Annotated in this window: 22 protein-coding genes and 2 pseudogenes; 14 read left to right on the top strand and 10 right to left on the bottom strand. The window is 54.8% G+C overall.

The window, feature by feature from the left end; all coding sequences use genetic code 11:
* Positions 1-166 precede the first annotated feature (166 nt).
* The 3 genes and pseudogenes from RHN82_RS24595 (at position 167) to RHN82_RS21745 (ending at position 5,641) form a co-directional block, all read left to right on the top strand.
* Positions 167-2,233 (top strand): FG-GAP-like repeat-containing protein, encoded by a 2,067-nt coding sequence (locus tag RHN82_RS24595; protein WP_407098622.1) that lies wholly within the window; start codon positions 167-169, stop codon positions 2,231-2,233.
* A gap of 71 nt (positions 2,234-2,304) precedes the next feature.
* Positions 2,305-4,470: a type I secretion system permease/ATPase gene (locus tag RHN82_RS21750; protein ID WP_032648253.1), complete on the top strand. Its 2,166-nt coding sequence runs from the start codon at positions 2,305-2,307 to the stop codon at positions 4,468-4,470.
* A pseudogene (locus RHN82_RS21745) lies at positions 4,467-5,641 on the top strand (HlyD family type I secretion periplasmic adaptor subunit). Before RHN82_RS21750 ends, RHN82_RS21745 begins: the two are co-directional and overlap by 4 nt.
* Before the next feature lie 33 nt (positions 5,642-5,674).
* On the opposite strand, the gene RHN82_RS21740 reads toward RHN82_RS21745, so the two are convergent.
* Entirely contained in the window at positions 5,675-6,559 is an 885-nt protein-coding gene (locus RHN82_RS21740) for a hypothetical protein (RefSeq protein ID WP_047050984.1), read from the bottom strand.
* A gap of 285 nt (positions 6,560-6,844) precedes the next feature.
* Here RHN82_RS21740 and RHN82_RS21735 point away from each other — a divergent pair, with 285 nt between their 5' ends.
* On the top strand, positions 6,845-8,302 hold the full coding sequence (locus RHN82_RS21735; protein WP_047050878.1) for an EAL domain-containing protein: 1,458 nt from the start codon (positions 6,845-6,847) through the stop codon (positions 8,300-8,302).
* Positions 8,303-8,386: 84 nt separating this feature from the next.
* Here the strand turns inward: RHN82_RS21735 and RHN82_RS21730 are convergent, their stop codons facing one another.
* The 6 genes from RHN82_RS21730 to RHN82_RS21705 form a co-directional block, all read right to left on the bottom strand.
* Complete coding sequence (locus tag RHN82_RS21730) at positions 8,387-8,665, bottom strand: biofilm development regulator YmgB/AriR family protein (RefSeq protein ID WP_044596271.1); 279 nt, start codon at positions 8,663-8,665, stop codon at positions 8,387-8,389.
* Positions 8,666-8,688: 23 nt separating this feature from the next.
* Positions 8,689-8,988 (bottom strand): hypothetical protein, encoded by a 300-nt coding sequence (locus tag RHN82_RS21725; RefSeq protein ID WP_023296588.1) that lies wholly within the window; start codon positions 8,986-8,988, stop codon positions 8,689-8,691.
* Between the two features lie 118 nt (positions 8,989-9,106).
* Positions 9,107-9,346, bottom strand: a complete 240-nt coding sequence (gene ycgZ / locus RHN82_RS21720) for a regulatory protein YcgZ (RefSeq protein WP_003857265.1) — start codon at positions 9,344-9,346, stop codon at positions 9,107-9,109.
* Positions 9,347-9,532: 186 nt separating this feature from the next.
* Positions 9,533-9,805 (bottom strand): YqjD family protein, encoded by a 273-nt coding sequence (locus RHN82_RS21715; protein WP_003857263.1) that lies wholly within the window; start codon positions 9,803-9,805, stop codon positions 9,533-9,535.
* A 186-nt stretch (positions 9,806-9,991) separates the two neighbouring features.
* Positions 9,992-10,597: a hypothetical protein gene (locus RHN82_RS21710; protein ID WP_032648260.1), complete on the bottom strand. Its 606-nt coding sequence runs from the start codon at positions 10,595-10,597 to the stop codon at positions 9,992-9,994.
* Between the two features lie 339 nt (positions 10,598-10,936).
* Positions 10,937-11,248, bottom strand: a complete 312-nt coding sequence (locus tag RHN82_RS21705) for a hypothetical protein (protein WP_047050881.1) — start codon at positions 11,246-11,248, stop codon at positions 10,937-10,939.
* A 398-nt stretch (positions 11,249-11,646) separates the two neighbouring features.
* On the opposite strand from RHN82_RS21705, the gene RHN82_RS21700 reads away from it, so the two are divergent.
* From RHN82_RS21700 to RHN82_RS21685, 4 genes are all read left to right on the top strand, one after another.
* On the top strand, positions 11,647-12,435 hold the full coding sequence (locus RHN82_RS21700) for a phosphotransferase family protein (protein WP_047050882.1): 789 nt from the start codon (positions 11,647-11,649) through the stop codon (positions 12,433-12,435).
* A gap of 216 nt (positions 12,436-12,651) precedes the next feature.
* Complete coding sequence (locus tag RHN82_RS21695; RefSeq protein ID WP_003857256.1) at positions 12,652-12,927, top strand: metal/formaldehyde-sensitive transcriptional repressor; 276 nt, start codon at positions 12,652-12,654, stop codon at positions 12,925-12,927.
* Positions 12,928-12,959: 32 nt separating this feature from the next.
* Complete coding sequence (locus RHN82_RS21690) at positions 12,960-14,078, top strand: S-(hydroxymethyl)glutathione dehydrogenase/class III alcohol dehydrogenase (RefSeq protein ID WP_003857251.1); 1,119 nt, start codon at positions 12,960-12,962, stop codon at positions 14,076-14,078.
* Between the two features lie 159 nt (positions 14,079-14,237).
* Positions 14,238-15,929 (top strand): methyl-accepting chemotaxis protein, encoded by a 1,692-nt coding sequence (locus RHN82_RS21685; protein ID WP_047050885.1) that lies wholly within the window; start codon positions 14,238-14,240, stop codon positions 15,927-15,929.
* Between the two features lie 41 nt (positions 15,930-15,970).
* On the opposite strand, the gene RHN82_RS21680 is transcribed toward RHN82_RS21685, so the two are convergent.
* Positions 15,971-16,894: a LysR substrate-binding domain-containing protein gene (locus RHN82_RS21680; RefSeq protein WP_003857247.1), complete on the bottom strand. Its 924-nt coding sequence runs from the start codon at positions 16,892-16,894 to the stop codon at positions 15,971-15,973.
* Positions 16,895-17,121: 227 nt separating this feature from the next.
* Between RHN82_RS21680 and RHN82_RS21675 the strand changes: the two genes are divergently transcribed.
* Together RHN82_RS21675 and RHN82_RS21670 are read left to right on the top strand one after the other, a co-directional pair.
* A complete protein-coding gene (locus RHN82_RS21675; RefSeq protein WP_003857245.1) occupies positions 17,122-18,465 on the top strand; it encodes a VOC family protein in 1,344 nt (447 codons plus the stop codon).
* 42 nt (positions 18,466-18,507) lie between these two features.
* A pseudogene (locus RHN82_RS21670) lies at positions 18,508-20,012 on the top strand (carboxylesterase/lipase family protein).
* On the opposite strand, the gene RHN82_RS21665 reads toward RHN82_RS21670, so the two are convergent.
* The gene (locus RHN82_RS21665) at positions 19,999-20,841 is read right to left on the bottom strand and encodes a LysR family transcriptional regulator (protein ID WP_047050886.1); all 843 of its coding nucleotides are present in this window, start codon (positions 20,839-20,841) and stop codon (positions 19,999-20,001) included. The pseudogene RHN82_RS21670 and the gene RHN82_RS21665 overlap by 14 nt on opposite strands.
* 113 nt (positions 20,842-20,954) lie before the next feature.
* Between RHN82_RS21665 and RHN82_RS21660 the strand changes: the two genes are divergently transcribed.
* The 4 genes from RHN82_RS21660 to rimL all read left to right on the top strand — a co-directional run bounded on the left by RHN82_RS21660 (position 20,955) and on the right by rimL (position 25,398).
* On the top strand, positions 20,955-22,124 hold the full coding sequence (locus RHN82_RS21660) for a pyridoxal phosphate-dependent aminotransferase (protein WP_047050888.1): 1,170 nt from the start codon (positions 20,955-20,957) through the stop codon (positions 22,122-22,124).
* Between the two features lie 10 nt (positions 22,125-22,134).
* Positions 22,135-22,908: an ABC transporter substrate-binding protein gene (locus RHN82_RS21655; protein WP_003857237.1), complete on the top strand. Its 774-nt coding sequence runs from the start codon at positions 22,135-22,137 to the stop codon at positions 22,906-22,908.
* A gap of 230 nt (positions 22,909-23,138) precedes the next feature.
* A complete protein-coding gene (locus RHN82_RS21650) occupies positions 23,139-24,794 on the top strand; it encodes a glucan biosynthesis protein D (protein ID WP_047050891.1) in 1,656 nt (551 codons plus the stop codon).
* Between the two features lie 64 nt (positions 24,795-24,858).
* The gene (rimL, locus tag RHN82_RS21645) at positions 24,859-25,398 is read left to right on the top strand and encodes a 50S ribosomal protein L7/L12-serine acetyltransferase (protein WP_047050892.1); all 540 of its coding nucleotides are present in this window, start codon (positions 24,859-24,861) and stop codon (positions 25,396-25,398) included.
* Here rimL and ydcK read toward each other — a convergent pair.
* Positions 25,393-26,373: a YdcK family protein gene (gene ydcK / locus RHN82_RS21640; RefSeq protein ID WP_047050894.1), complete on the bottom strand. Its 981-nt coding sequence runs from the start codon at positions 26,371-26,373 to the stop codon at positions 25,393-25,395. The two genes, rimL and ydcK, sit on opposite strands and share 6 nt — an antisense overlap.
* Positions 26,374-26,430 lie beyond the last annotated feature (57 nt).

Raw genomic sequence — 26,430 nt, 5'->3', positions numbered from 1 at the left:
GGACAGCGATGCCCTGAGTGTGGCGAGTTACGACGTAACCGCGCAGGTGAAGAGTAGCGCGGGCAACGGTAACACCACCGGTACGGCAACCGGCAGCCTGGTGATCGATACCACCTCGGTGAATACCGACTGGGCGACCACGGCGGGGAACAGCAACAACTCAACCATGACTCTCGGCATAAACAGCAGCGGGCTGTGGAATATCATTGCTAACGGACAGTCTTATTCCAGCAGCGATGATTCAACCTATGCCGGGAATACGTTAACTAACACCCGTAGCTACTACGTGGTGAGCCAGACGGCAGCTGACTTTGACCGTAACGGCACCCAGGATATTTTCGCAACTGAGAACACCTACGCGGGCTCTACGCAGGTGATGTGGACCTACGATGGCAGCAGCTACACCGCCAGCCAGCTGGCGATGGGGACCACCATCTGGTACGGCGGCGTAATTGCCTACGACAAAACCGGCGATGGCTATCTTGATCTGGCGTACGGCGATGCCGGTATGGACTCCCTGACCTACCTGGTGAACACCAACGGCGTTCTGTCGCCGGACGGCACCGGCGGGGAAGGTGGATTCTACGGCCAGTTCGATTCCGGGCGTGAAATCTCCGGCGTCGACCTGAACAACGACGGTACCGTGGACATCGTGCAGCACACCAACCGCAGCGGGGCGTACTCGCTCACCGTGATTACCAACAACGGGAACGGTACGCTTTCCATTGGCCAGAACCTGACCAACGTGTTTGTGGCCAACGCGGCGAATACCACCACGGCGGCCTCCATGACGTGGGCGGACTTCAACGGCGATGGCTACATGGATCTGTACCTGGGCAGCAGTTACAACAACACCGGCGGGGTGATTTACTACAACAACGGTGCAGGACAGCTTTCTACGACCAAGAGCGCGGTAGAAGCCTCTAACGCCTCGGCGGGCTATCTGTCGGTGGCGGTAGACTGGAACGGTGACGGGCAGATGGACATCATCAAGCTCAGCACCTACGGCAGCTCACAGACGGCGACCCTGTTCACCAACAACGGCTACGGCTCAACCTGGACCTCAAGCCAGCTGGCTTCCGGCCTGGCGAACGTTACCGGTGTGGCCGCGGTGGACTACAACTGGGACGGTGCGCAGGATCTTCTGGTGTCTCAGCAGAACGGCAAGGTGGTGCTGGTGCAGAACAATGCGGAGATCGCTGACGGTACCGCGATGCATCTGCACATTGTCGATAGCGAGGGCATCAACGCCTACTACGGCAACACGGTCAATCTGTATAACGCTGCGGGCGTACTGGTGGCCTCGCAGATCATCAACGCCCAGTCCGGCATTGGCTCGAACGATACCTCTGCGCTGGTGAGTTTCTACGGGCTGGATCCGAACGAAACCTACTCGGCGGAGATCGTGAAGATCACCAACGGCGTGTCGGATAACGTCACCTGGACCGGCCTGGACGCGGGCAACGGCAAAGAGGGTTATGTTCTCACCGCTGAAGCGGCCACTGGCGGCCACAGCGGAACCCTTACCGGTACCGGGTATAACGACACCTTTATCGCAGAGGATGGGACCTATACCTATAACGGCTCCGGCGGCTGGAATACCCATTCCGACTACGACACCTGGAGCAATACCGGCGGCATGGACGTGGTGGATTACCGTAATGCCACCTCTGGGATAACCGTTGATTTGCGCCTCTCAACGGCGCAGGACACCGGTTTCGGTACCACACGGTTGTTGAATATTGAAGGCATCAACGGCTCCGACTACGACGACGTGATCACCGGCAACAGCGGTGATAACCAGTTTGAAGGCCGGGGCGGAAACGACACCTTCAACATCGGCAGCGGCGGTCACGATACGTTGCTCTATAAGCTGATCAACGCGTCTGACGCGACGGGCGGCAACGGCAGCGATGTGGTGAACGGCTTTACCGTCGGCACCTGGGAAGGGACGGCGGATACGGACCGTATCGATCTGCGCGACCTGCTTTCCGACAGCGGCTATACCGGCACCGGCTCGGCGAGCTACGTCAACGGCGTGGCGACGCTGGACAGCAGCGCAGGCAACATCGCCGACTATATCCGCGTGGTGCAGAACGGCAGCAACACCGAGATCCAGGTTGACCTGGACGGCACCGGCGGTCAGTTCTCGCCCACCACGCTGGTGACGCTGAACGGGGTGCAGACGGATCTGGCGACGCTGCTGGCGAATCATCAATTGTTAATTGCGTAAAACACCGCCGCGGGGAGGGATCCTCGCGGCCTTTTGGCGTTTCTTTAACGAATTGCGTTAACCCGGAGATTATGAAGACACATCCACAGTACGAACCCTGGTTGCAGGGCATGCTCATCATCGCGAAATACTATCGGCTGGATTTTTCGGCGGAGCATGTTCGGGTCACGATTAACCATGAAAGCCAGTCGCCACGCCAGCTGGTGCTGGAGGAGATGGCGCGCCAGCTTGGGCTGGGGATGCGTTGGGTGGCGGCGGAAGCCGTATCGCTCGATCCCTGGCGCTTACCGCTGCTGGCGGAGTTTACCGGCGGGCAAATTGCGGTCATCAACCGTATGGACAACGACGGGAACGTCAGCGTGCAGTTTAGCGGCGACGGGGGGCTGGAGACAACGCTGACGCGCGACGAGCTCGGTACGCGGTTAAAGGGGCTGATGGTGCTGCGTCCCCTGGAGTCCACGCCGGATGCGCGCGTGGATGATTACATCAAACCCTATGAGAAAAACTGGTTCTGGCAGCTGGCGCTGAAAGACTGGCGTCGTTACAGCGACATTATGCTGGTGGCGCTGGTCGCCAACGTGCTGGCGCTCTCCGGCATGGTCTTTTCCATGCAGGTGTATGACAGGGTGGTGCCGTCCCAGTCGGAGGCCACGCTGTGGGTGCTGTTTGGCGGTGTTATGATCGCCATCGTGTTTGAATTCATCATGCGCATGCTGCGGGTGCATATTTCGGACGTGGTAGGGAAACGCGCCGACCTGCGTATTTCCGAGCGCGTGTTTGCCCACGCCCTGAGGATTAAAAACGGCGCGCGATCGAAATCGACCGGGTCGTTTATCGCCCAGATCCGCGAGCTGGAGTCGGTGCGGGAGCTGATCACCTCCACCACCATTGCCGCTATCTCCGATCTGCCGTTCTTCCTGCTGTTCGTCTTCATTCTGTGGATGATTGGCGGCCCGCTGGTGCTGGTGGTGCTGCTGGCCGTACCGCTGCTGCTCATTCCCGGCCTGCTGGTGCAGCGCCCGCTGGGAAAACTCTCCAGCGAAGGGATGCGTGAATCGGCGATTCGTAACGCCACGCTGGTGGAAGCGGTGCAGGGGCTTGAGGACATCAAGCTGATGCGCGCCGAGCAGCGGTTTCAGAACCAGTGGAATAACACCAATGACGTTGCCGCGAGCGTCGGCATGAAGCAGCGCTGGCTGACGGGGCTGCTGCTGACCTGGACCCAGGAGGTGCAGTCTATCGTCTACGCCGTGGTGCTGCTGGTGGGGTGTTATCTGGTCATCAGCGGCGACATGACCACCGGTGCGCTGGTGGGCACCTCGATTCTGGCGTCCCGGACCATTGCGCCGCTGTCGCAGATTTCCGGCGTGCTCTCCCGCTGGCAGTCGGCAAAGGTGGCCCGCAAGGGGCTGGATGACCTGATGCAGCGCCCGATTGACGATCCCCAGCACGGCAAAAAAGTGCATAAAGCCCACCTGCGCGGTGATTACCGGCTGGACGACGTCGGGTTTTATTACGACGAAGAAGAGAAGCTCACCGTGCTGAATATCAGCAAACTGCGCATTCGCGCCGGGGAGCGCGTGGCGGTGCTCGGGCGGAATGGTTCGGGGAAAAGCACCTTGCTGCATCTGCTGGCGGGAATGCAGGAGCCGCAGCAGGGCAGCATTTTGCTGGACGATATTGCTCTTAATCATCTTGACCCGGCCGACGTGCGCCGCGACATGCAGCTGCTCAGTCAGCAGGCGCGGCTGTTCTTCGGCTCCGTACGCGACAACATCCTGATGGGTAATCCGCTGGCGACAGACGAGGAAATCCATCAGGCGCTGGTCAACAGCGGCGCGCTGGAGTTTGTGCGCAAGCAGAAAATGGGGCTGAACACCATCATCAACGAGGGCGGAACGGGGCTTTCCGGCGGGCAACGTCAGGCGCTGCTGCTGGCGCGCGCGCTGATCACCTCGCCGAATATTCTGCTGCTGGATGAACCCACCGCCTGGCTGGATGAGGTCAGCGAGAAGCAGTTTATCCAGCATCTGCACCAGTGGCTCGGTAAGCGCCGGACGCTGGTGGTGGCGACGCATCGCCTGCCGATTCTGGACCTGGTTGACCGCATCATCGTCCTGGAAAACGGCAAAGTGGTGATGGATGGCCCTCGTGATGCCATTTTACGCCAGCACGGAATGGCCCCACAGCAGGCGCCGCAGCGCACGGTTAAACTGAAAACGGAGGGCGTGGCATGAATGATTTCTCCCGCTTTAACAGCCGGCTGAAGGAGCCCCGCCTGCCGCGATCGTCGCTGGTGGCATGGTCGCTGTTTGCCCTGCTGATGGTGTTTATTACCTGGGCCAGCCTGTTCCAGCTGGATGAGGTCACGACGGGCAGCGGCAAGGTGATCCCGTCCTCCCACGAGCAGGTGATCCAGTCCCTGGAAGGGGGGATAATCCACAGTCTGATGGTACGCGAAGGCGATATCGTCGAGCGTGGTCAACAGCTTGCCCAGCTGGACCGGACGAAAACCGAGTCCAGCGTGCTGGAGAGCGAGTCTCGATTAAACGCTGCGATGGCGACGGCCGCGCGTCTGAATGCCGAGGTGAACGACACCGCGCTGGTCTTCCCGGCAGAGCTGGATGACGACGTTGAGCTGGTTAAACAGGAAACGGCGCTTTATCAGTCACGTCGCGAAAGCCTTGAAAAAGGGCTGGCGGGTTTACGCCAGGGAGCGGATCTCGTGCAGCGTGAACTGGCATTAACGCGCCCGCTGGTGACGCAGGGGGCGGCCAGTAAGGTCGAAGTCTTACGCCTTGAACGTCAAAAAAATGAGCTGGAGAGCAAAATCACCGAGATGAAAAACCAGTACTACGTTCGCGCCCGCGAAGAACTGGCGAAAGCGAACGCGGAAATGGAAGCGCAGCGTTCGGTCATGAAAGGGCGCGAAGATTCACTCACCCGCTTAACGTTTAATGCGCCGGTGCGTGGCATCGTGAAGGACATTGACGTGACGACGGTGGGCGGGGTGATCCCGCCGAACGGCAAACTGATGAGCCTGGTACCGCTTGATGACCAGATGGTGATAGAAGCGAAAATCTCGCCGCGCGATGTCGCGTTTATCCATCCCGGGCAAAAGCGCTGGTGAAAATCACCGCCTATGACTACTCGATCTACGGCGGGCTGGAAGGGGAGGTGACGATGATCTCCCCGGATACCCTTCAGGACGAGGTGAAACGGGATGTTTATTATTATCGCGTTTATATTCGTACTGACAGTAACCATCTGACCAACAGGCAGGGCAAGGAATTTCCGGTGTTCCCGGGCATGATAGCCACGGTTGATATCAAAACCGGCAGTAAATCCGTCATTGATTATCTGCTGAAACCGTTGAATAAGGCGAAAGAGGCGCTGCGCGAGCGATAAAAAAGGCGTTCAGCAAACCGAACGCCCGTAAGATCAGAGTGTAGACGTCATGTTGACAGCATGGCGTCGTTCTTTTGGCACCACGTTGATGTAATGTGTAACATAGGCAAAATATAATCCGGCATAATTTTCGACCAGCTCGATAAAGGCCGGGTAAATTGACATCCGGCCATCGCCGCGATCTTTAAGATAACCTGCCTCCTGCGCCGATTTGATAATGCGGTTGACGTGAATACGCGAGACGAAAAATTCTTTTGCCAGTGTGCTGGCTGAATACGCTATTATGGCACCGTGTGCTGTTTTGTTTTTAATGGCCTGCAAGTAGAGATAGAGCATAATCATTCGGCCACCATCCTTATCAATAAATAAACCCACCTCCGGAAGCACTTTCCTGAATGTTAATCCGCGGAAAAGGTACTCTGCGGCGCGTCGGAAAAAGTTGTGCCTCAGAATGTCATTGTCCAGAAGATTAACATTAATGTTGAATGCCGGATAAAGAATGCTGACAGGCGTAAACGCCCCGGACATATAGCGTTTAAGCTCATCGAGTCCTTTTTCCGTCGGCGCGATTTTTGTTTTTCGGCGATCTTCAGTACAGCGCCAGGTCTTAATTCGCCCGGTGGTTTTAAGTATGGTGATGATCGCGATAACGCTGTTAGGGCTGGCGATATTATAGCGGGTGCATAGCGCCTTAATCTCTGAAACTGACTCAGCCTGATTGCCAAAAACAAAAAAACACATGGACAGTATTATGTTGAAGCGTGATTCCTGAAGCATCGTTTTGTAGAACAAGGGTTGTTTTTTATAAATGGCATCATTAATTCTGTAGTGTTCTGTTATAGCTTCACCAAATCGCGGGTTGTTTTTAATGACATCCCTTCGATGTAGCAAAGCCCTGGATGAGATGTGATTATCCATAGCATTTTCTCTTTTTGTCTGAGCCGATAAGATGAAGTGTCCGGTCTTCTTTTTCGGAATTTTCATTATACCTTGAGAAGTGCATATTTACTGTCGTTATATGAAAAGAAAGTAATATTTATGCTGCATATGGATGAGTCGGTTGATTAACGCAAAGATGTTCATGTGTATAACATTGATAACGGTTTCTTAACCAGGCAGGGTGCGATAAAATTATTCAACGCGACAGGGAATATTGGTTTTAATTACAGGTGAGAATACTATTGGCATTCTCAGGAGCAGGTTATGTCTCAAAATTTACCTTTTATACAAGGTACGTGCTACAAGCAACGGTTTGTTATTTCAGCCTGCGGTTTCACCTTCGAGGGTTATAGCCTGCTTCTCAAGTCTCGTGGCGTAAACGCCACGCGGCTCCATTTTGAAGAGGATGAAGTTTGCTCAGGTGATGTTCAAAAAATGATGCAAAATCAACACCCTGAGATTTCTGTTTTTCCTGGTCGCGACGTCGCTGCCTTTCTTGAAAGCCTGAAGCGGTTGGTATCGGTGCTGAATGCACTGCCGGTTATTTGTAGCGTGACGCTGTATGGCGCAATACCAGAGAGATGGCTTTATGCCACGTTGAGAAGTCTCGTTAATAATACCAAATCGTTATCGATGATCAGGATAGCGAATATTTCAGACGTAATGGACTGTGCAGACAACATTTATGACGTGCATGCCGATTCGTCACGTTTATTGCGTGAAGGACCTGAGAAAGAAGGTAAGGAAAGCCTGCATGGTTTAACAAAACGCGAATTAACCGTATTGCTGAATTTTTATCGGGGTATTTCGATAAAAGAGCAGTCTGCGAGGTTAGGGTTGTCAGATAAAACCATTTATACCCATCGAAAAGTGGGGTTGGGTAAATTATATCTTATTAGGGTGTGGTTTAGCGATGCACGTGTCTTCAGGGATGAAGTCTGTACAGTAAAAAATAAAGCGCAGGGATTTTCGGATGCGGAAATAGATATTTTGCAGGCGTTACATAAGCGGGAGATCTTTGCGGCTTACCAAATTATTACCGATGGTGATAAAAAAGGAGTAGGCTTCGAAATTCTGCTGCGCTGGCATAAAAACGGTCAGGTTCTGAAGGCAGCCCAATTTCTGGATTGGGTAAAAAATAGCGAAATCTGGCTCAAGTTGACGGCGTTAGTCATCCACGCGGCCGTATCAGGTATCAACAGGTACAATGGGAAATATTATTTCTCGGTGAATATCCCGCCTCCGCTGGCTACCGGGAACGCGCTGCCGGGAATGGCGAAAAAAGCCGTTGAGATGTTACTGAAGCCGCAGTGGGCCGGGAAACTTGTCTTTGAATTAGCGGAAACGATTGATGTAACAAAGGACCCAAATATTCCTGTCACTCTCCAGCGTTTACGCGCCGAGGGGTGTCGGCTGTTTCTGGATGATTGCTTTTCCAGAGATCACGCTATGTTACCTATCCGACAGATTAACGTTGATGGACTGAAGCTTGACCGCGATATAGTTGAGCACTTTGTTGCTAACGACAATGACTATAGCATTATTAAAGCGATACAGATATACAGCGATATGACGGGAAGGGAATGCGTTGCGGAAGGCGTCGATAGCGAAGAAAAATTTGAAAAACTTGCCGCGTTAGGGGTTAAACGCTTCCAGGGTTATTATCTTTCCCGGGCGGTTAAAGAAGAAGAGCTGGATCGAATGGTACGGCTATTTAGTTAATGGGTTCACTGTGCTGGTGGTACGACAGACTTAACTCGTCGACCACCAGCAAAAACAGTCACTCACCAGCGCAATAATTTGTTATCAGATATCATCGCGCGTAAAACCGACAACAATTTCAAGCGTATTTCGAATGACATCGCAGGCTTCGGGCTCCTCGGTAATTTCGAGGGCGTGAATCAGTTGCAGGATAATCTCTTTATTAGAGAGATTGTCACCGGTCAGCATAATACAGCGTATTGCCGAGCCCAACACTTCAACCTCACCACTGAGATGTTTTCCTGCATTAAGAAAATGTTCCGCCAGTCCTTTATCGTGCAGGGCTTCAAAATTATACGTCTGCTGCATAATCGCTTTACTCATGGTGGTCACCGTTTCGGTTAAAATTAGTGTTTCTTGTCTGGGGTAAGAAGCGTGTTGTGAGTAAAGAGAGATCGCATGCGACCAATGTCATAATCGCCCATCACTCTTCCCCGGTCGTGCGAGACGCCGGTTACACGCTGGCGCACTTCATCTTCAGCGGCAATCAATGCATTTTTACGTTCATCATTTGATTCAACGTTAGCCATCGCCCGCAGACGATTAGCAAGAGACACAAAGGTAATAGGTCCGTTCTCTTTCAGTATGGATAATACGGCCTCACCGATAAGGTCATCCTTAAGTCGTTCAAATTTAGTTCTATGCATAGCTTCAATCTCACTCTGCTACACGCGGCAGGCTGTAGCATGGGGTTAGTCATCGCATTCAGGAACTCTATTCTCACTCAGCATGACTAACTTAGTAAGTTAAAAAACAGTGTTCAGGTTAACGCTCGAAGAAAAGGGCTATCAAACCGTTGTAGTGCGCTTTCTCAACGTCAGACGTTGATTCTTCAATTCTGCGCAACAGCTTTGTACAAATTGTCATTCTGCTCAGTTGTACATTTTCTTTGATGATCTCACTGACGATGGCACCAAGGGTTTCCTGCTGTGTTGGGACGTTATCCTTGTTAAAATACAATGTGATAGCGCTTTCTGCTGTAGAGGGAGCATGGTTGCGACGCATAATTTTCCACCGTTAACAAACAATTTTGTAACATCACTGGCATCGAATTTATACTATATGGTCAAATCTGTACATCAAAATTGTACAACTTTTTCGTATGGATCGGGCTTTTAACAGGAGAACTATCAAAATTAGGGGGGAGAGAAGGAAAGAGGGGGAAAAGAAAAGGCCCCGGAGGGCCTGAAATTATTTACGTCCCAGCAGAAGTCCCAGAACGATACCTACCGCACCCGCAGCGATTAAGCCCGTTAACGGGTTATTTCTGACGGCTTCAGTAACATCCGAGACGGCATCACTGGCCTGGGCAGCATATTTTTTCGCTGCACCTTTCACCTGGTGTTTAGGGGAGTCAACGAATTCACCAAACTGCTGCTGCGCAGAGCCGGATAATTCATCAAGTTTGTTTTTGGCTTTATCGCCAGCGTATTGTGCATTTTTATCAGTGTCGAAATCAGACATTCCAGCCTCCTTTTGTTGATAGTCTAAGGATAGACGCTGATTTCAGGCGTGAGAGAGATTTCGCTGAAATCGACGCCTGATTGCCCCTTTTTAGGATATGTCTTTCTTACATGACTACCCTAACGTCCTAAGGATGTCGTTGATCAATATTTCCTTCGCCGCCTCTCTCTACGCAGCACGAAGAGATTATTTTTGTCGTGCGTGAGCGGGAAAGGTAACGTAATAGCCAAGGGATGCAGCCAGGCACAGCATATAGCCGAACGATTCCGAACCTTCCTCCACGGCGTTTTTCACGACACGCATATAGCCATGCTCCAGGATGGCGTGCCACAGCACCTGCATCCCAAAGAGGCGGGAGAAGACCAGTACAGCCAGCAGGCCGCTCAACAGAATACCGTACCAGGGGGATTGGGTATATTTTGCCAGCTGTTCCAGGGTAGCGCGAAAATGCATAACGGGGCGAATTAACGCCAGCAGAGCGGTAATCAGCGCGAACCACACCCAACTCCCATGAGAAATGAGATCAAAAAGCGCGTCCAGTTCACGAATTAGCATTGTCAGGAAAAATCCGCCCACCAGAATATTACAGTAACGCATGGATTCGTACATTTTCGCCAGACGAAAATGGAGAAAGACAATAGTCGCTAATACCGTTTCCTGCATAATTTCGGTCAGTGATAATTCCGGAATATCATGGCCGACAAACCGCATATCAACCCAAAGACAAAGTACAATAAGTGCGCAAGCGGCCGCCGCGCCAACGAAGAATAAAAAGCTCTTTAGTACAATCATTAACACCACCATTTTGTTTGTAGCGAGTATGTTAGGTGACGAGAATGTTATTTCTGTTCACATTGTGCCATATAAGTGTGGATTTTTAACATTTCGAGCTAAATAGGGTTGGTCACGACGAGACGAAAGCGTAAATATCGTCAACAACGTCTGTGCTGTTTAAGCGGGCGCTGTCATTGCGGAGGGTGCCATCAGGCAACGGGATGTCAGGGTATTGAGGGACCAGCGAGAGGTGGAAAACACAGCTGCGGAACTATCTTGTCGATGTTTTCTTAAGAACGTACTCTGATTGAGAAAGCGTTCAGTTCCACAAAAAATGCTGTTTCTCCACCCTGGGAATTATTTTTCTTCTGTGTACTCACCTTTTGATTTCAGTTTATCTCTAACCAGGTTGGCGCAACTGGTTGCATTCTGTAAACTCATGTCGTTTACAATAGAAGATCGAGATTTTAAAACTTCGTTGTAAGCTTCTTTAACTTTCGGACTGACTGTTGCAGCAAAACTATCTGGTGGGAAGTTACCCAAAGGTTCTTTGTCACCGCTTAAGGCCTTAGCACAAGCATTATTAATTTGGTCATCAATGCTTAATTGATTAGCGATAGCTGTTAACGAAAAAGATAAAACCAAAGAGGCGAGAACAATTCTTTTCATACTTAGTCATTCCTTAATGATGAAGCGTTGTGAACCGAATTCAATATGTAAAACCCAATTGTAATAGTAATATTTATCAGAGTGTATAGAAATTCTTTTGGATAAACCGGAACAGGACCAGTTTCAACAATGTTTTCTGTCCGAACATGCTGCACCCGACTTATTTTGTTTAATACAGGCTAAATGTTATCAAAGATAAATATATCCAACAGTATTAGTCTATTCTTTTTCGTATTCTTATGATACCTACGTTCTTTAGTGGGGGTTAGTGTGATTGCACAAGTCTTTTAAAGTAGGATATTTAAGAAAGAATGACGTTGTATGGCTTCATCTGTATCACACTTGCATTACACTCAATAACAAGAACAACCAACACGTTAATTTTTAAGGGGCAGTGCATGGCTGCAATGGATTTATCCAAAATGGGCTCTGCCAAAGTGGTGCTGAATACCAGTGATTGCAATCATATAGTTATAGAAAAGTGGCCTGTCAGCGATGTTGAGTGGGCCTTTTATCTCTACGCGGCAACAGAGCTTAATCAGGCAGGGATTGCTACGCCAACGCTTTTGTCTGCTGATGCCACCTTACGCCAGTTAAGACTGGAGTATATTCCTTATAAGGTTGATCAGACCGCGGTGGCAAACGATTATGCCATAGCTATGCTGGGGCGCCTGCATCGCTATCCGGCAAATTCTGAATGGCTCTATCATACGCATACGTGGACAGAAACAGCGCTTGAAAACGCTCTCATGCTTTTGGCATTACCTGAAAAAAATGCCCGGCAGCTTCGACGATTTCAGCAGAATAGTAATGCGTTATTCGCCTGCCAAAGCCTGGTTTCAGGCGACAGCAATGCAGGCAACTGGGGAAGAAGAGAAAGCGGTAATTTAGTTCTTTTTGACTGGGAAAGGTTTGGCAAAGGGAGTCCTGCTATTGACCTGGCTCCCCTCATAAGGGGAATGGGGACAAAACAAGAATTTATAGACCTTGCAGGACGCTATTGCCAGCTATCCTCCCATCAAAATATCAGGGAGCTGGCCAGAGAAATTGCTATTGTCAAAGCCTGGATTGTCACGGAAGTGATTGTCCTGCTTCATATGCGGCAAAAGAATGCATTTCCCTTGTATCTCAACTGGTACAGAGAACATCTTCCCGACTGGTTAGACAACGTGGAAAAAATGTTATGAAGCATGATTTCTAAAAATTCTGCTTTTTATAGCAATACCTACTTTTCGCTCCTGACGCACCTGATTACCCACTTCTGATATATCAGCGAGTCACTAATATTAACTCGCTGATTTTTCACATTACCTACGGCTCTACTTAAAACCCACACTAAACTTCATGTTTACATAAAATCGCATGAACAGATACAATACCCCCCTATAGTATCAGGAGGGCGTATGCCGCATTCACCCGAAGATAAAAAACGTATTCTGACCCGTGTCCGCCGCATTCGGGGCCAGGTTGATGCCCTTGAACGCGCCCTGGAATCGGGCGATCCCTGTCTCGCCATATTGCAGCAAATTGCCGCCGTGCGCGGCGCTGCCAATGGCCTGATGGGGGAAATGGTCGAAATTCACCTCAAAGATGAGCTGGTGACGGGGGAGACCACCCCGGATCAGCGGGCAGTGCGGATGGCGGAAGTCGGCCATTTACTGCGCTCTTATCTAAAATAAACCCACATACCTCACAACAAGGGAAAGACATCATGAAATCTCGCGCAGCTGTCGCGTTCGGCCCAGGCCAGCCGCTGAAAATCGTTGAAATTGATGTTGCTCCGCCGAAGAAAGGCGAAGTGCTGATCAAAATTACCCACACCGGCGTCTGCCATACCGATGCGTTTACCCTGTCCGGTGACGATCCGGAAGGCGTATTCCCGGCGGTGCTCGGCCACGAAGGGGGCGGTGTGGTGGTGGAAGTGGGTGAAGGCGTCACCAGCCTGAAGCCCGGCGACCATGTGATCCCGCTCTACACCGCAGAGTGCGGCGAGTGTAAGTTCTGCAAATCCGGCAAAACTAACCTCTGTCAGGCCGTGCGCGCCACGCAGGGCAAAGGTCTTATGCCGGACGGCACCACCCGTTTCTCCTATAACGGCGAGCCCATTTATCACTACATGGGGACCAGCACCTTCAGCGAATACACGGTGTGCGCCGAGATCTCCCTGGCGAAAGTGAATCCGCAGGCCCCGCTGGACAAAGTCTGTCTGCTCGGCTGCGGTGTCACCACCGGCATCGGCGCGGTGCATAACACGGCGAAAGTGAAAGAGGGTGACACCGTGGCGGTGTTCGGTCTGGGCGGGATCGGTCTGGCGGTCATCCAGGGCGCGGTACAGGCGAAAGCTGGCCGTATCATTGCTGTGGATACCAACCCGGAAAAATTTAAGCTCGCAGGTGAGATGGGCGCGACCGATTTCATCAACCCGAAAGACTACGACAAACCGGTTCAGGAGGTGATCGTTGAGCTGACCGACGGCGGCGTGGACTTCAGCTTCGAATGTATTGGCAACGTCGATGTGATGCGCTCAGCGCTTGAGTGCTGCCACAAAGGCTGGGGGGAGAGCATTATTATCGGTGTGGCCGGCGCGGGTCAGGAGATCAAAACCCGTCCCTTCCAGCTGGTGACAGGGCGCGTATGGCGTGGGTCGGCATTTGGCGGCGTGAAAGGCCGTACTCAACTGCCGGGCATGGTTGAAGATGCGATGGTCGGTAAAATTCAGCTTGACCCGTTCATTACGCACCGCCTGCCGCTGGAGCAGATCAACGAAGCCTTCGATCTGATGCACGAAGGAAAATCTATTCGTACCGTTATCCATTTCGGCGACAACTGATTATTCTGCCAGCGGTTTTTTCCGCTGGCATTTCTTCCCTGATCTTCTCTAAAGTGTGACCTGTCTGGCGCTTTTAGACGTAATCTAATTCCCCGCCGTGCCGATGACTCTTTTACAGGCGTGTTTTTACGCATCTTACCTATAAGAGAGTCGACGGTCATGGACAACACAACATCGATGCAGGCGCAGCATAAGCTGAGTTTCTTGCATCACATCCGGCTGGTTCCGCTGTTTTCCTCCATTCTCGGTGGCATTATTCTCCTGTTTGCGTTGAGCTCGGGTCTGGCAGGCTATTTCCTGCTCCAGGCCGATAACGATCAGCAGGATGTCACGGCAGAAATCCAGGTACGCACCGGGCTGTCAAACAGTTCCAACCATTTACGCACCGCCCGTATCAACATGATCCACGCGGGGGCGGCGAGCCGTATCGCGGAGATGGAGGCGATGAAACAAAACATCGCTGAGGCTGAGACCCGCATCAGGCAGTCGCAGGATGGATTTGCCGCCTATATGAAGCGCACCGTTCGCACCCCGGCTGATGAAGCGCTGGACGGTGATCTGAAAGCCCGCTATGACGCCTACATCGCCGGTATGCAGCCGATGCTGAAATATGCCAAAAACGGCATGTTTGAAGCCATTATTAACCACGAAAATGAGACCGCGCGTCCGCTGGACGATGCCTATAACGCGGTGCTGCTGAAGGCGATAAAAATCCGCACCGAACGCGCCAACGCGCTGACGGCGCAGGCTCACACCCGCACCCGGCTGGGGCTGATGTTTATGTTCGGCGCGTTTGGCCTGGCGCTGGCGCTGGCGGTGATCACCTTCGTGGTGCTGCGCCGCACGGTGATAAACCCGCTCCAGCGAGCCGCTACGCGTATCGAAAATATCGCAAAAGGCGATTTGACCATGCCGGACGAACCGACCGGGCGCAGCGAAATTGGCCGCCTGACGCGCGATCTGCAAACGATGCAGCACGCGCTGGTGACCACCGTAGGCACCGTGCGGCAAGGGGCGGAGGAGATCTACCGGGGAACCAGCGAGATTTCTGCGGGTAACACCGATCTCTCTTCCCGTACCGAGCAGCAGGCGGCGGCGATTGAACAGACGGCGGCCAGCATGGAGCAGCTCACCGCGACGGTGAAACAGAACGCCGATAACGCGCATCATGCGAGTAAACTGGCAGAAGATGCCTCCGGTAAGGCCAGCCGTGGAGGGCAGATGGTCTCCGGCGTGGTGAAAACCATGGGTAATATTTCCACCAGCTCGAAGAAGATCTCTGAAATTACCGCCGTGATTAACAGTATCGCATTCCAGACCAATATTCTGGCGCTCAACGCGGCGGTCGAGGCGGCGCGTGCGGGTGAACAGGGACGCGGCTTTGCGGTCGTGGCGAGTGAAGTTCGCACCTTGGCAAGCCGCAGCGCGAATGCGGCGAAAGAGATTGAAAGCCTGATTAATGAATCGGTGTCGCTTATCGATCAGGGTTCCGGGGAAGTGGTTGCGGCGGGCAATACCATGAATGAGATCGTCGAGGCGGTTAAACGCGTCACCGATATTATGCTGGAGATTGCCGCGGCGTCCGATGAGCAGAGCCGCGGCATTGTTCAGGTAAGCCAGGCGATTTCCGAGATGGATAAGGTGACGCAGCAGAATGCCTCGCTGGTGGAAGAAGCTTCTGCGGCGGCGGCCTCGCTGGAAGAGCAGGGCGCACGTCTGACGGAAGCCGTTGGCGCGTTTCGTCTCAACGGGGCGCGCGCAGGACGGACTTCAGCCGCTGCAACCGCAGCGAAACCCGCGCCTTTAACCCCGGCGGCGGCCGTCTCAGGTGATAACTGGGAAACGTTCTGAGTAACACAGACCCGCCCTCGCGGCGGGTTCTGCGTTTAGGATCAGAGAGGCATTGATTTACGAATGGCGCTTAACAGCGTTTGGGCGCCCTCAGAGAGCGGGGCATCTACCCGCGTCAGGATCCCAATCGGTTCTCCCGCGCCGGGCGATGTTACCGGCAGCGCCGTAAGCACGCCGCGTCGTAGATCGTCCTTCACCGCGCCGGACGGCACAAACCATACGTAGTCATAGTCCACCGTAAGCTGGCGCGACAGCGACGCCGAGAGCGTTTCAATACACCCGGAAGGCAGCGTGCAGCCCTGCATTTGCAGCAACGCTTCCGCATTCTGACGCGGAACGGTTCCTTTTGGTGAGACCACCACCGGCCACTCCATCACGCGGCTCAGGGTCACGGTGTCCTGCAACAGGGGATGATTCGGACGCACCACCAGCTTCAGCGATTCCAGGAACAGCAGTTCGTAGTTAAGGCCGCTCATCAGTTCCGGATCGGACATCCGCCCAATGCCCAGATCCAGCTCGCCTGACTTCAGGCCCGCCAGCAGCATGGTGTTATTCATGGTCGCGACCTGAAGCGTGGCGTGCTTTTGCTGACGGTGGAACTGGCCGATCGCCGCAGGCAGTATGCCCAGCGCCGCCGTTGGCAGCGCGCCCACGCGCACGATGTCGCTGGCCGGCTCCTCTTTACGGTTTAACGCCTGACCGGCGGTATTGAGGGCATCGAGAACTTTAACGGCATGCGTCAGGAACTGTTCGCCCACGAGCGTAAGCTGAGCCCCCAGACGGCCGCGATCGAACAGGCGGGTTCCGGTAAGCTGTTCCAGTTCGTTCAGCGTTTTGGATAGTGCAGGCTGACTGAGGTTAAGGGTTTCAGCCGCTCGCCCCAGCGTTCCCTGTTGAGCGACGGCCACAAAAGTATGCAAATGGCGCAAGCGTATGCGCTGACTGAACAGACCATTTTTTTCCATAGGCGATGTTAAAAACAGAGCGACGCGGGTGACAAGTTAAGATGTTTGAATTTGATAACCTGATAGCAAAATATTTTTAACATTTGATCTGTTTGAGTTACAACCGTTTTTCGAAAATGCCCACGCTTTGACCACTCGTCTGCCTGGATCACAATTCGTAAATTCTTCCCAACGAAAGGAACGGGCTTCTCTACACTCCAGGTAGTATTCACTGGAGGCATGACATCATGGCGAACACCATCACGGCTGATGATATTCGGGAACACTTTTCGCAGGCTATGTCGGCGATGTACCAGCAGGAAGTTCCGCAGTACGGCACCTTGCTGGAACTGGTGGCGGACGTTAACCTGGCGGTTCTGGAAAATAACCCACTTTTACATGAACAACTGGCAAACGCAGACGAACTGGCGCGCCTGAATGTTGAACGTCACGGTGCGATCCGCGTGGGCACCGCGCAGGAGCTTTCCACCCTGCGCCGGATCTTCGCCATTATGGGCATGTACCCGGTCAGCTATTACGATCTCTCCCAGGCGGGCGTGCCCGTCCACTCGACGGCGTTTCGTCCGACAGACGATGCGGCGCTCTGCCGTAATCCGTTTCGCATTTTTACCTCGCTGCTGCGCCTGGAGCTGATTGAAAACGTTGCGCTGCGCGAAAGGGCGGCGGAGATCCTCTCCCGGCGCAACATCTTTACCCCGCGCTGCCTGGAACTGATCGACCTGCATGATGCGCAGGGACACTTTACCGAGGCACAGGCGCGTGAATTTGTGCAGGAAGCCCTGGAAACCTTCCGCTGGCATCGCCATGCGACGGTCGATCAGGAAACCTATCTGGCGCTGAGCAACGAACATCGCCTGATTGCCGACGTGGTCTGTTTCCCGGGGTGCCATATCAACCATCTCACGCCGCGCACGCTGGATATCGACCGGGTGCAGGAGCTGATGCCGAAGTACGGCATCGAGCCGAAAATTCTGATTGAAGGCCCGCCGCGCCGCGAGGTGCCGATCCTCCTGCGCCAGACCAGCTTTAAGGCGCTGGAGGAGCCGGTGCTTTTCGCAGGAGAACACAAGGGCACCCATACCGCGCGTTTCGGTGAGATTGAGCAGCGCGGCGTGGCGCTTACGCCGAAAGGGCGCGAGCTGTACGACAGTCTGTTAAATCAGGCCGGGACCGGCAAAGACAACCTGACCCACCAGCTTCACCTGCGCGAGATCTTCAGCGCCTTCCCGGACAGCGAAATGTTCCTGCGCCGTCAGGGGCTGGCCTATTTCCGCTACCGTCTGACCCCGACAGGTGAGGCGCATCGCCACGCGTTTCGTCCTGGCGACGATCCGCAGCCGCTGATCGAACGCGGCTGGGTTGTGGCACAGCCCATCACCTACGAGGATTTTCTGCCCGTCAGCGCGGCGGGGATCTTCCAGTCGAATCTCGGCAATGAAACGCAGGCGCGCAGCCACGGCAATGCCAGCCGCAATGCCTTCGAAGCCGCGCTCGGCTGTGCGGTGTACGACGAGTTTTCGCTTTACGAGGAGGCGGAAGCGCGCAGCAAACAGCGTTGCGGTTTGCTCTGAAACCGTTACTCTGCAAGGGTGTGATGGAAAAAGAAGGTTGGTATGGAAAATCCCTCCGCCCCTGTGGTTGAAACGCGCCAGGGCGCACTGATTGGTTTTACTGAAGGCGATACTCATGTGTGGTGCGGCATTCCCTATGCGGCACCCCCTGTTGGCCCGTGGCGCTGGCGCTCCCCGCGTCCCCCCGCGCGCTGGGATGGCGTACGTCCGGCGACGGCGTTCTCCGCCTCCAGCTGGCAGAGCAGCGAAAGCTGTCAGGAGCTGGGCGGCGGCGATCCCGGCCAGTTCTCTGAAGATTGCCTGTACCTTAACGTCTGGTCGCCAGTCGCACGCGCCGATCCGCTTCCGGTGATGGTCTGGCTGCATGGCGGAGGATTTACCCTCGGCGCTGGCGGGTTGCCTCCGTATAACGGCAGGGCGCTGGCGAAGCGCGGCACGGTGGTGGTAACGATCAATTACCGTCTCGGACACCTCGGTTTTTTTGCCCATCCGGCGCTGGAGGGGGAAGAAGAGCGCGTGGTGCATAACTTTGCGCTGCTCGACCAGATCAAGGCCCTGGAATGGGTGCGCGATAACATCGCCGCGTTCGGCGGCGATCCTGAGAACATCACCGTATTTGGCGAGTCGGCCGGCGCGCGCAGCGTGCTGTCGCTGATGGCCTCCCCGCTTGCGGGAGGACTGTTCCATAAAGCCATTGTGCAAAGCGGGTACACGCTGCCCGACACCCCGCGCGAGCAGGCCATGCATAAAGGCGAAGCGATTGCCGCCCATTTCGGCCTGCACAATGCCACCGCGGAACAGCTTCGCGCGATCCCGCCTGAGGCGTTCTGGCCGCTGACCTCACCGCTGAATATCGCTCCTGCGCCCATCGTGGGTGACTGCGTTTTGCCTGAGGCCATGCTCGACGTCTTTTTCGCGGCCCGTCAGCATCCTGTACCGGTGATGATTGGGTCAAACAGCGACGAAGCCAGCGTGATGTCGGTATTCGGGGTCGATCTTGCCGGGCAGATCCAGAAGCTTCGCCGTGAACGGCGCTTTGGCCTGGGGCTGATTAAGCTGCTTTATCCTGGCGTGAAGGGCGATGAGGAACTTGGCAGGCAGGTATGCCGCGACATGGCCTTCACCACCATGGGATACGTAGTGATGCAGGCCCAGCAGCGGGCGGGCGGCCTGTGCTGGCGATACTGGTTTGATTATGTGGCCGAAGCGGAGCACGCGACGTACATCAACGGCGCCTGGCACGGCAACGAAGTGCCCTACGTGTTCGATACCCTTGGACAGGTGGAACCCTCGCGGCAGTATGTGAATGAACGCGATCTGGCCTTCGCCGCTCAGGTGGCGGACTACTGGGTGAGCTTTGCCCGGAATGCGGGGGCACGCGATGTCTGGCAGGGCCCACGCGCTGGCCCGCCTGCCGGAAAGGGCGGGACGTGCTGTTACGTATCGGTGTGAATAAACATGCAGGTTTTCGGCTTGAAAACCGCTTCATGCGTGCCCGTATGAGCCTCTTCAAACGGGTGATGAAACACCACGTCAGCCTCGACTGAGCAGACAGGCGCGAAACGCATCCAGCCCGTTCTCCGGGCCGGGTGCGTCGCGTAATACCAGCCGGTAGCTCGCCCCCGTCTTTATGCTCGTATCATAAGGCCGTATTAGCCGTCCGGCGCGCACATCCTCCTCCACCAGCGTTTCATCCGCGATGGCGATGCCCAGCCCCTGAATGGCGGCGGTAATGGCCAGATCCATGGTTTCGAAGTGTTGATTTTTGAGCATAGCTGGCGGCGGACCCGGCTGTTTCGCCAGCCACAGCGTCCAGTCCGTTTTGTCCCGCGTGGGGTGAAGGAAGGTGAGTGTTTCCAGCGCAGAACCGGCCCGCAACGGGCTCATCACCGGGGTTAAGGCCTCTTCGAACAGCAGATCGCCGGCGCTCATGTGCGTCCCAAACACAATCGCCGCGTCACAGGATTCGGTTTTGAAATTGACGTTGTGATCGGTGGTGGTGGTCAGCGCAATCTGGAGTTCCGGCTGTTCGCGCTCCACCTGTAGCAGACGCGGCACCAGCCAGCGCATCGCGCAGGTAGGCGCTTTCAGACGAATTACGGTCTGGTGCGTTCGTGCCTGTTCAGCAACGTTCAGCAGGTGCTCAAACGCAGATTGCAGCTCCGGCAGCAGGGCGCTTCCCTGAGAGGAGAGACGCAGGCCGCGCGCATGGCGCTCGAACAGCGGGAAGCCGAACCAGCTTTCCAGCGAGGCAATTTTGCGGCTTACCGCCCCCTGCGTCAGACAAAGCTCCTTCGCGGCATGGGTAAGATTCAGGTGACGCGCGGTCACGATGAACGTCTCTACGGCATTAAGCGGAAATGAACGACGCGACATATCTCACCTTAGCTATGCGTTTTTGTCATGGCTATTATGACAACAATTCGATTGTCCCGGCAATGAAGTTGTTGTTTGAATAGTTATGCATTCACCACGAGAAGGGACAGAGGATGACTTTGAAAACGCCGGTGCAGACACGATCCAAATTGCCCGATGTGGGAACCACCATTTTTACCGTTATCGGCCAGCTTTCAGCCCGGCATAACGCCATCAACCTTTCTCAGGGGGCGCCGAATTTTTCCTGCGACCCAAAACTTATTTCCGGCGTGACCCGCGCCATGGAGGCAGGGCATAACCAGTACGCCTCCATGACCGGGCTGCAACCGCTCAGAGAGCGCATTGCGGACAAAATTGCCACGCTCTATGGCACGCGCTATGACCCGGCGAGTGAGGTGCTGGTGACCGCCAGCGCCAGCGAAGGGCTTTACTCAGCCATCAGCGGGCTGGTTCATCCTGGTGATGAGGTGATCTATTTCGAGCCCTCCTTTGACAGCTATGCGCCGATTGTGCGTCTGCAAGGGGCGACGCCGATCGCCATTAAGCTGACGGTACCGGATTTTGCCGTGAACTGGGATGAAGTACGGGCGGCTATTACCCCGCACACGCGGATGATCATCGTCAATACGCCGCACAACCCGAGCGGACAGGTGTTTTCAGCCGCCGATCTGCACCAGCTGGAAGCGCTGACGCGCCACACCGACATCATCATTTTGTCTGACGAAGTGTATGAGCACGTCGTTTTTGATGGCGAACCGCACCACGGAATGGCGACGCACCCGCAGCTGGCGGAGCGCAGCGTGATTATTTCTTCTTTCGGAAAAACCTATCACGTCACCGGCTGGCGCGTGGGTTATTGTGTGGCGCCCGCGGAGCTGATGGATGAGATATGTAAGGTCCATCAATTTTTGATGTTCTCGGCCGATACGCCGATGCAGTACGCGTTTGCCGAACACATGACCGATCCGCAAACCTGGCTGTCGCTGGCGGCGTTTTATCAGCGCAAGCGCGATCTGCTGCAAAGTTTGCTCGCCGACTCACCGTTCAGGCTGCTACCGAGTGCCGGTTCGTTCTTCCTGCTGGCGGATTACAGCGGCTTTAGCGACGAGCGCGACAGCGAGCTGGTGAAAAGGCTGATTGTCGAGTTCGGGGTTGCCACTATTCCGCTGTCGGCGTTTTATGCCGATGGCACGGACAATAAACTGATCCGTCTCTCTTTTGCGAAGGATGAGGCGACGTTACGGGCAGGTGCCCAGGCCCTTTGTCGGGTTACACCACGTTAAGGAATTTGATATGAAATTACGCGCGTTAGTTGTCGGCATGGGACTGCTGTGTTCATTCTCGTCGTTTGCCGCTACCGAGTTGCGATACGGGCTGGAAGCGGAATATCCGCCGTTTGAAAGCCGCAATGCGTCAGGCGAGCTGGAAGGGTTTGACGTAGAGCTGGGGAATGCCATCTGTAAAGCCGCCGCGCTGAAGTGCAGCTGGGTTGAAACCTCGTTTGATGCGCTGATCCCCGGTCTGGTGGCGAAAAAGTTCGACGCCATCAACTCGGCGATGAACATCACCGAACAGCGTCGCAAGAGCATTGATTTCACCCAGCCCATCTATCGTATTCCCTCCCAGCTGGTGGGCAAAGCCGGTTCTGCGGTAGAGGCTACCCCCGAAGGGCTGAAGGGCAAAACCATCGGCGTTCTTCAGGGTTCCATTCAGGAAACTTACGCCAAAGAGCACTGGGAAAAGCACGGTGTCACCGTGGTGTCTTATAAAGATCAGAATATGGCCTGGGGGGATTTGCTGAATGGCCGCATCGATGCCTCGCTGGTGATGTCAGCGGCCGGGCAGGCAGGTTTCCTCAGTAAGCCGCAGGGTAAAGGGTTTGGCTTTATCGGCAAACCGGTGTCGGACGACACCATCCTCGGCAGTGGGATCGGCTTTGGGCTGCGTAAGGGGGATGAGGCCACCAAAAAGCAGCTTGATGCCGCAATTGATAAAGTACGTGCCGACGGCACGATCGCTAAACTGGCTGATAAGTACTTCCCGGGTATCGATGTCAGCGTAAAATAACCGCCTCGTTGGTCCCGGCTGTTGATGTCCAGCCGGGACATTTTTATACATAACTTTACCCCTTTTTCAGGCCGTTCTGGTCGACAGAAAATATTTCTCGGTTTGTTCAGATAATCACCCGCCAACAATTGGATTCTTAACCGTTTTTGTTTAGGCTGTGCGTTCTTTCTTGCCGTCATTTCGCTGCGCGCGAAACTCATTCACACGACCATAAGGACGTTTTCTCAGGCATGAATCGCAGACGTTTTCTCAAAGGTTCCCTGGCAATGGCTGCCCTGAGCGGCACTTCTGGCCTTGCTTCTCTGTTTTCCCAGGCGGCGTATGCTGCTGACTCCGACATTGCCGACGGTCAGAGCCGTCGCTTTGACTTCTCTGTTCTGCAATCCATGGCGCATGATCTGGCGAAAACCCCGTGGGGCGGTGCGCCGCGTCCGCTGCCGGAAACGCTGGCCACCATGACGCCGCAGGCGTACAACGCCATCCGTTACGATGAGAAGCAGTCGCTGTGGAATAACATTGAAGGCCGTCAGCTGGACGCCCAGTTCTTCCACATGGGGATGGGATTCCGCCGCCGCGTGCGCATGTTCTCGCTGGATCAAACCACCTCTCAGGCGCGTGAGATCCACTTCCGGCCTGAGCTGTTCAGCTACGGCGATACGGGCGTGGATACCCGCCAGCTTGAAGGGCAGAGCGACCTCGGCTTCGCCGGATTCCGCGTCTTTAAAGCGCCGGAGCTTGCGCGACGCGATATCGTTTCGTTCCTGGGCGCGAGCTACTTCCGCGCGGTGGATGATACCTACCAGTACGGCCTCTCCGCGCGTGGGCTGGCGGTGGATACCTTTACCGACACCCCGGAAGAGTTCCCGGATTTCACCTCCTTCTGGTTTGAAACCGTGAAGCCGGGTGATACCACCTTTACCGTCTATGCGCTGCTGGACAGCCCGAGCATTACCGGTGCCTATAAGTTTGTGATCCACTGTGAGAAGAGCCAGGTGATCATGGACGTCGAAAACCATCTCTATGCGCGCAAAGACATCAAGCAGCTCGGCATCGCGCCAATGACCAGCATGTTTAGCTGCGGCAACAACGAACGCCGCATGTGCGACACCATTCATCCGCAGATCCACGATTCAGACCGCCTGGCGATGTGGCGCGGTAACGGGGAGTGGATCTGCCGACCGCTGAACAACCCGCAAAAGCTGCAATTTAACGCCTACCTGGATAAAAACCCGAAAGGCTTTGGTTTGTTGCAGCTTGACCGTGACTTCTCTCATTACCAGGACGTCATGGGCTGGTATAACAAGCGACCAAGCCTGTGGGTCGAGCCGCGCAACAATTGGGGGAAAGGTTCCATTGCCCTGATGGAGATCCCGACAACCGGCGAGACGCTCGATAACGTGGTCTGCTTCTGGCAGCCAGAGAAACCGGTGCAGGCGGGTGATGAGCTGGACTTCAAATACCGTCTCTACTGGAGCGCGCAGCCGCCGGTGCGTTCCCCGCTGGCAAATGTCCACGCCACCCGTACCGGTATGGGCGGCTTCCCGGAGGGCTGGGCGCCGGGTGAAAATTACCCGAAAGTGTGGGCCCGTCGCTTTGCCATTGACTTCGTCGGGGGCGATCTGAAGTCCGCCGCACCGAAGGGCATTGAGCCGGTGATCACCCTCTCCAGCGGTGAAGCGAAGCAGGTGGAGATCCTCTATGTCGAGCCGTTCGACGGGTATCGCATTCTGTTTGACTGGTATCCAACCTCTGACTCCACCGAGCCGGTGGATATGCGCCTGTTCCTGCGCTGTCAGGGCGATGCCATCAGCGAGACCTGGCTGTATCAGTACTTCCCGCCCGCGCCGGACAAACGTAACTACGTTGACGACCGGATCATGCGCTAGTCCTTCTCTGGACGCACTTGTAGGCCGGGTAAGCGTTAGCGCCACCCGGCAATTAAGAGGCACCATGTCTTCAGAAATCATCCCCGTAACCCAGGAAATCGAACTTCGCGCCGTCGAAGAGCGCTATACCACCGATCTGCACAACCTCGTAATCAAAAACAAAACCTGGCTGCAAAGCGCCTTCGACTGGGCGCAGCATGTCGGCAGCGAAGAGGACACGCGCCGCAACGTGCAGAGCAACCAGATGCTGCACCAGCGCGGTTACGCCAAAATGTTCCTGATTTTTATGAATGACGAGCTGGTGGGCGTGCTGTCCTTCAACGCGATCGAGCCTGCGAATAAGGCCGGGTATATCGGCTACTGGCTCGACGAAGCGCATCAGGGGCAGGGAATACTTTCTCAGGCGCTCCAGGCGTTTATGCGCTATTACGTTGAGCGCGGCGAGATCCGCCGTTTTGTGATCAAGTGTCGCGTGGATAACCAGAGCAGTAACCGGGTGGCGCAGCGCAACGGTTTCACGCTCGAAGGTTGTTTGCGGGAAGCGGAAATGCTCAACGGTCGCTACGATGACGTGAACCTGTACGCCAGAATCTTCCCGCTATAGCGCCCCCAGCAGCGGCGTCCGGGTGATCCGCGTGTCGCCGTTGATCACTTTGGCTCCCCGGACGTGAATGCTATCTCCCTCCAGCGCCTCGATAACCGCATCGTCCGTTATTTCCACCTGATGCTCAATCAGGACATCGCCGCTGATACGCGCCCGCCCCTGAATAACCACTTTGTCGTCAATCAGGATCGGCCCGCCGCGTAACCACGCCTCGCCGCCTATTAATACGTGGTGTTTAATGACGCAGTTGCCTTCGACGACAGCGTTTTCCGCGACCTGTGAACTGTACCGCACGGTCGGGATGGCATCATCCTCTAAACCGGCCAGCAGACGGGCGTTGCCGTACACTTTGGCGCAGTCGCACACCCAGACGTTATTCAGCGCGTTGCCCTCAAGAATGGCGCGATCGAACACCTCGGCGCGGTGCTCAACAAAGGCCCAGGTCACCATGGCATCGCCGTAGATTTGCGCCTGATGCACAATACGCGACTGGCTGACCGTGGCTCGGTCATAAATTTGCAGGATCTGCTCACGGTCGGGTGTCAGCCCTTTGGCTGCAATCACCAGGCTGTTATGCAGCACCCGCGCGTCACCCGCGATTCGGCATTCCCCGCGTACGGTGGAGTGCTGAATGGTGACGTTGTCACTTATTACCGCCCCGTGACTCACCTCTGCCGCGTCAAGCCAGCTGTTGCCGCCAACGTGTGCGCGGTGGCTTACGATGCAGGGTTGGGTGAGGCGGGCGTTACCGGATATCCTGGCCCCGGCAAACACCACGCTGTTTTCATCGTAAACCCAGCAATCCCCGTTCTGGGCGAGCGCGTGTTCATCCTCAACCCAACCGCCTTTAGTCCCGCGGGTCACATCGTTAAAATCCTTCACGGCAATAATTTGTCTGAGAGGCGTTGTGCACGGCGTTGAGCCGTCCTGCCAGCGCCAGAGACGCGTTTCATTGCCAAGTCGATATTTTGTCATCGTGTTATCCCTGAAAAGCCTTTCAATAAACGTAGCAAACTTTTGGTTTTTCGAAGT

Source organism: Enterobacter cloacae complex sp. EB5, from assembly GCF_031432835.1.
GTDB classification, from domain to species: domain Bacteria; phylum Pseudomonadota; class Gammaproteobacteria; order Enterobacterales; family Enterobacteriaceae; genus Enterobacter; species Enterobacter hormaechei_C.
Note: the sequence above shows the minus strand (reverse complement) of the source record. Positions and strands in the feature narration are given on the sequence as shown.

Coding starts and splice junctions, on each gene's coding strand:
- RHN82_RS24595 (WP_407098622.1), top strand. CDS start 167: ATGACTCTCGGCATAAACAGCAGCGGGCTGTGGAATATCATTGCTAAC.
- RHN82_RS21750 (WP_032648253.1), top strand. CDS start 2,305: ATGAAGACACATCCACAGTACGAACCCTGGTTGCAGGGCATGCTCATC.
- RHN82_RS21740 (WP_047050984.1), bottom strand. CDS start 6,559: ATGGATAATCACATCTCATCCAGGGCTTTGCTACATCGAAGGGATGTC.
- RHN82_RS21735 (WP_047050878.1), top strand. CDS start 6,845: ATGTCTCAAAATTTACCTTTTATACAAGGTACGTGCTACAAGCAACGG.
- RHN82_RS21730 (WP_044596271.1), bottom strand. CDS start 8,665: ATGAGTAAAGCGATTATGCAGCAGACGTATAATTTTGAAGCCCTGCAC.
- RHN82_RS21725 (WP_023296588.1), bottom strand. CDS start 8,988: ATGCATAGAACTAAATTTGAACGACTTAAGGATGACCTTATCGGTGAG.
- ycgZ (WP_003857265.1), bottom strand. CDS start 9,346: ATGCGTCGCAACCATGCTCCCTCTACAGCAGAAAGCGCTATCACATTG.
- RHN82_RS21715 (WP_003857263.1), bottom strand. CDS start 9,805: ATGTCTGATTTCGACACTGATAAAAATGCACAATACGCTGGCGATAAA.
- RHN82_RS21710 (WP_032648260.1), bottom strand. CDS start 10,597: ATGATTGTACTAAAGAGCTTTTTATTCTTCGTTGGCGCGGCGGCCGCT.
- RHN82_RS21705 (WP_047050881.1), bottom strand. CDS start 11,248: ATGAAAAGAATTGTTCTCGCCTCTTTGGTTTTATCTTTTTCGTTAACA.
- RHN82_RS21700 (WP_047050882.1), top strand. CDS start 11,647: ATGGCTGCAATGGATTTATCCAAAATGGGCTCTGCCAAAGTGGTGCTG.
- RHN82_RS21695 (WP_003857256.1), top strand. CDS start 12,652: ATGCCGCATTCACCCGAAGATAAAAAACGTATTCTGACCCGTGTCCGC.
- RHN82_RS21690 (WP_003857251.1), top strand. CDS start 12,960: ATGAAATCTCGCGCAGCTGTCGCGTTCGGCCCAGGCCAGCCGCTGAAA.
- RHN82_RS21685 (WP_047050885.1), top strand. CDS start 14,238: ATGGACAACACAACATCGATGCAGGCGCAGCATAAGCTGAGTTTCTTG.
- RHN82_RS21680 (WP_003857247.1), bottom strand. CDS start 16,894: ATGGAAAAAAATGGTCTGTTCAGTCAGCGCATACGCTTGCGCCATTTG.
- RHN82_RS21675 (WP_003857245.1), top strand. CDS start 17,122: ATGGCGAACACCATCACGGCTGATGATATTCGGGAACACTTTTCGCAG.
- RHN82_RS21665 (WP_047050886.1), bottom strand. CDS start 20,841: ATGTCGCGTCGTTCATTTCCGCTTAATGCCGTAGAGACGTTCATCGTG.
- RHN82_RS21660 (WP_047050888.1), top strand. CDS start 20,955: ATGACTTTGAAAACGCCGGTGCAGACACGATCCAAATTGCCCGATGTG.
- RHN82_RS21655 (WP_003857237.1), top strand. CDS start 22,135: ATGAAATTACGCGCGTTAGTTGTCGGCATGGGACTGCTGTGTTCATTC.
- RHN82_RS21650 (WP_047050891.1), top strand. CDS start 23,139: ATGAATCGCAGACGTTTTCTCAAAGGTTCCCTGGCAATGGCTGCCCTG.
- rimL (WP_047050892.1), top strand. CDS start 24,859: ATGTCTTCAGAAATCATCCCCGTAACCCAGGAAATCGAACTTCGCGCC.
- ydcK (WP_047050894.1), bottom strand. CDS start 26,373: ATGACAAAATATCGACTTGGCAATGAAACGCGTCTCTGGCGCTGGCAG.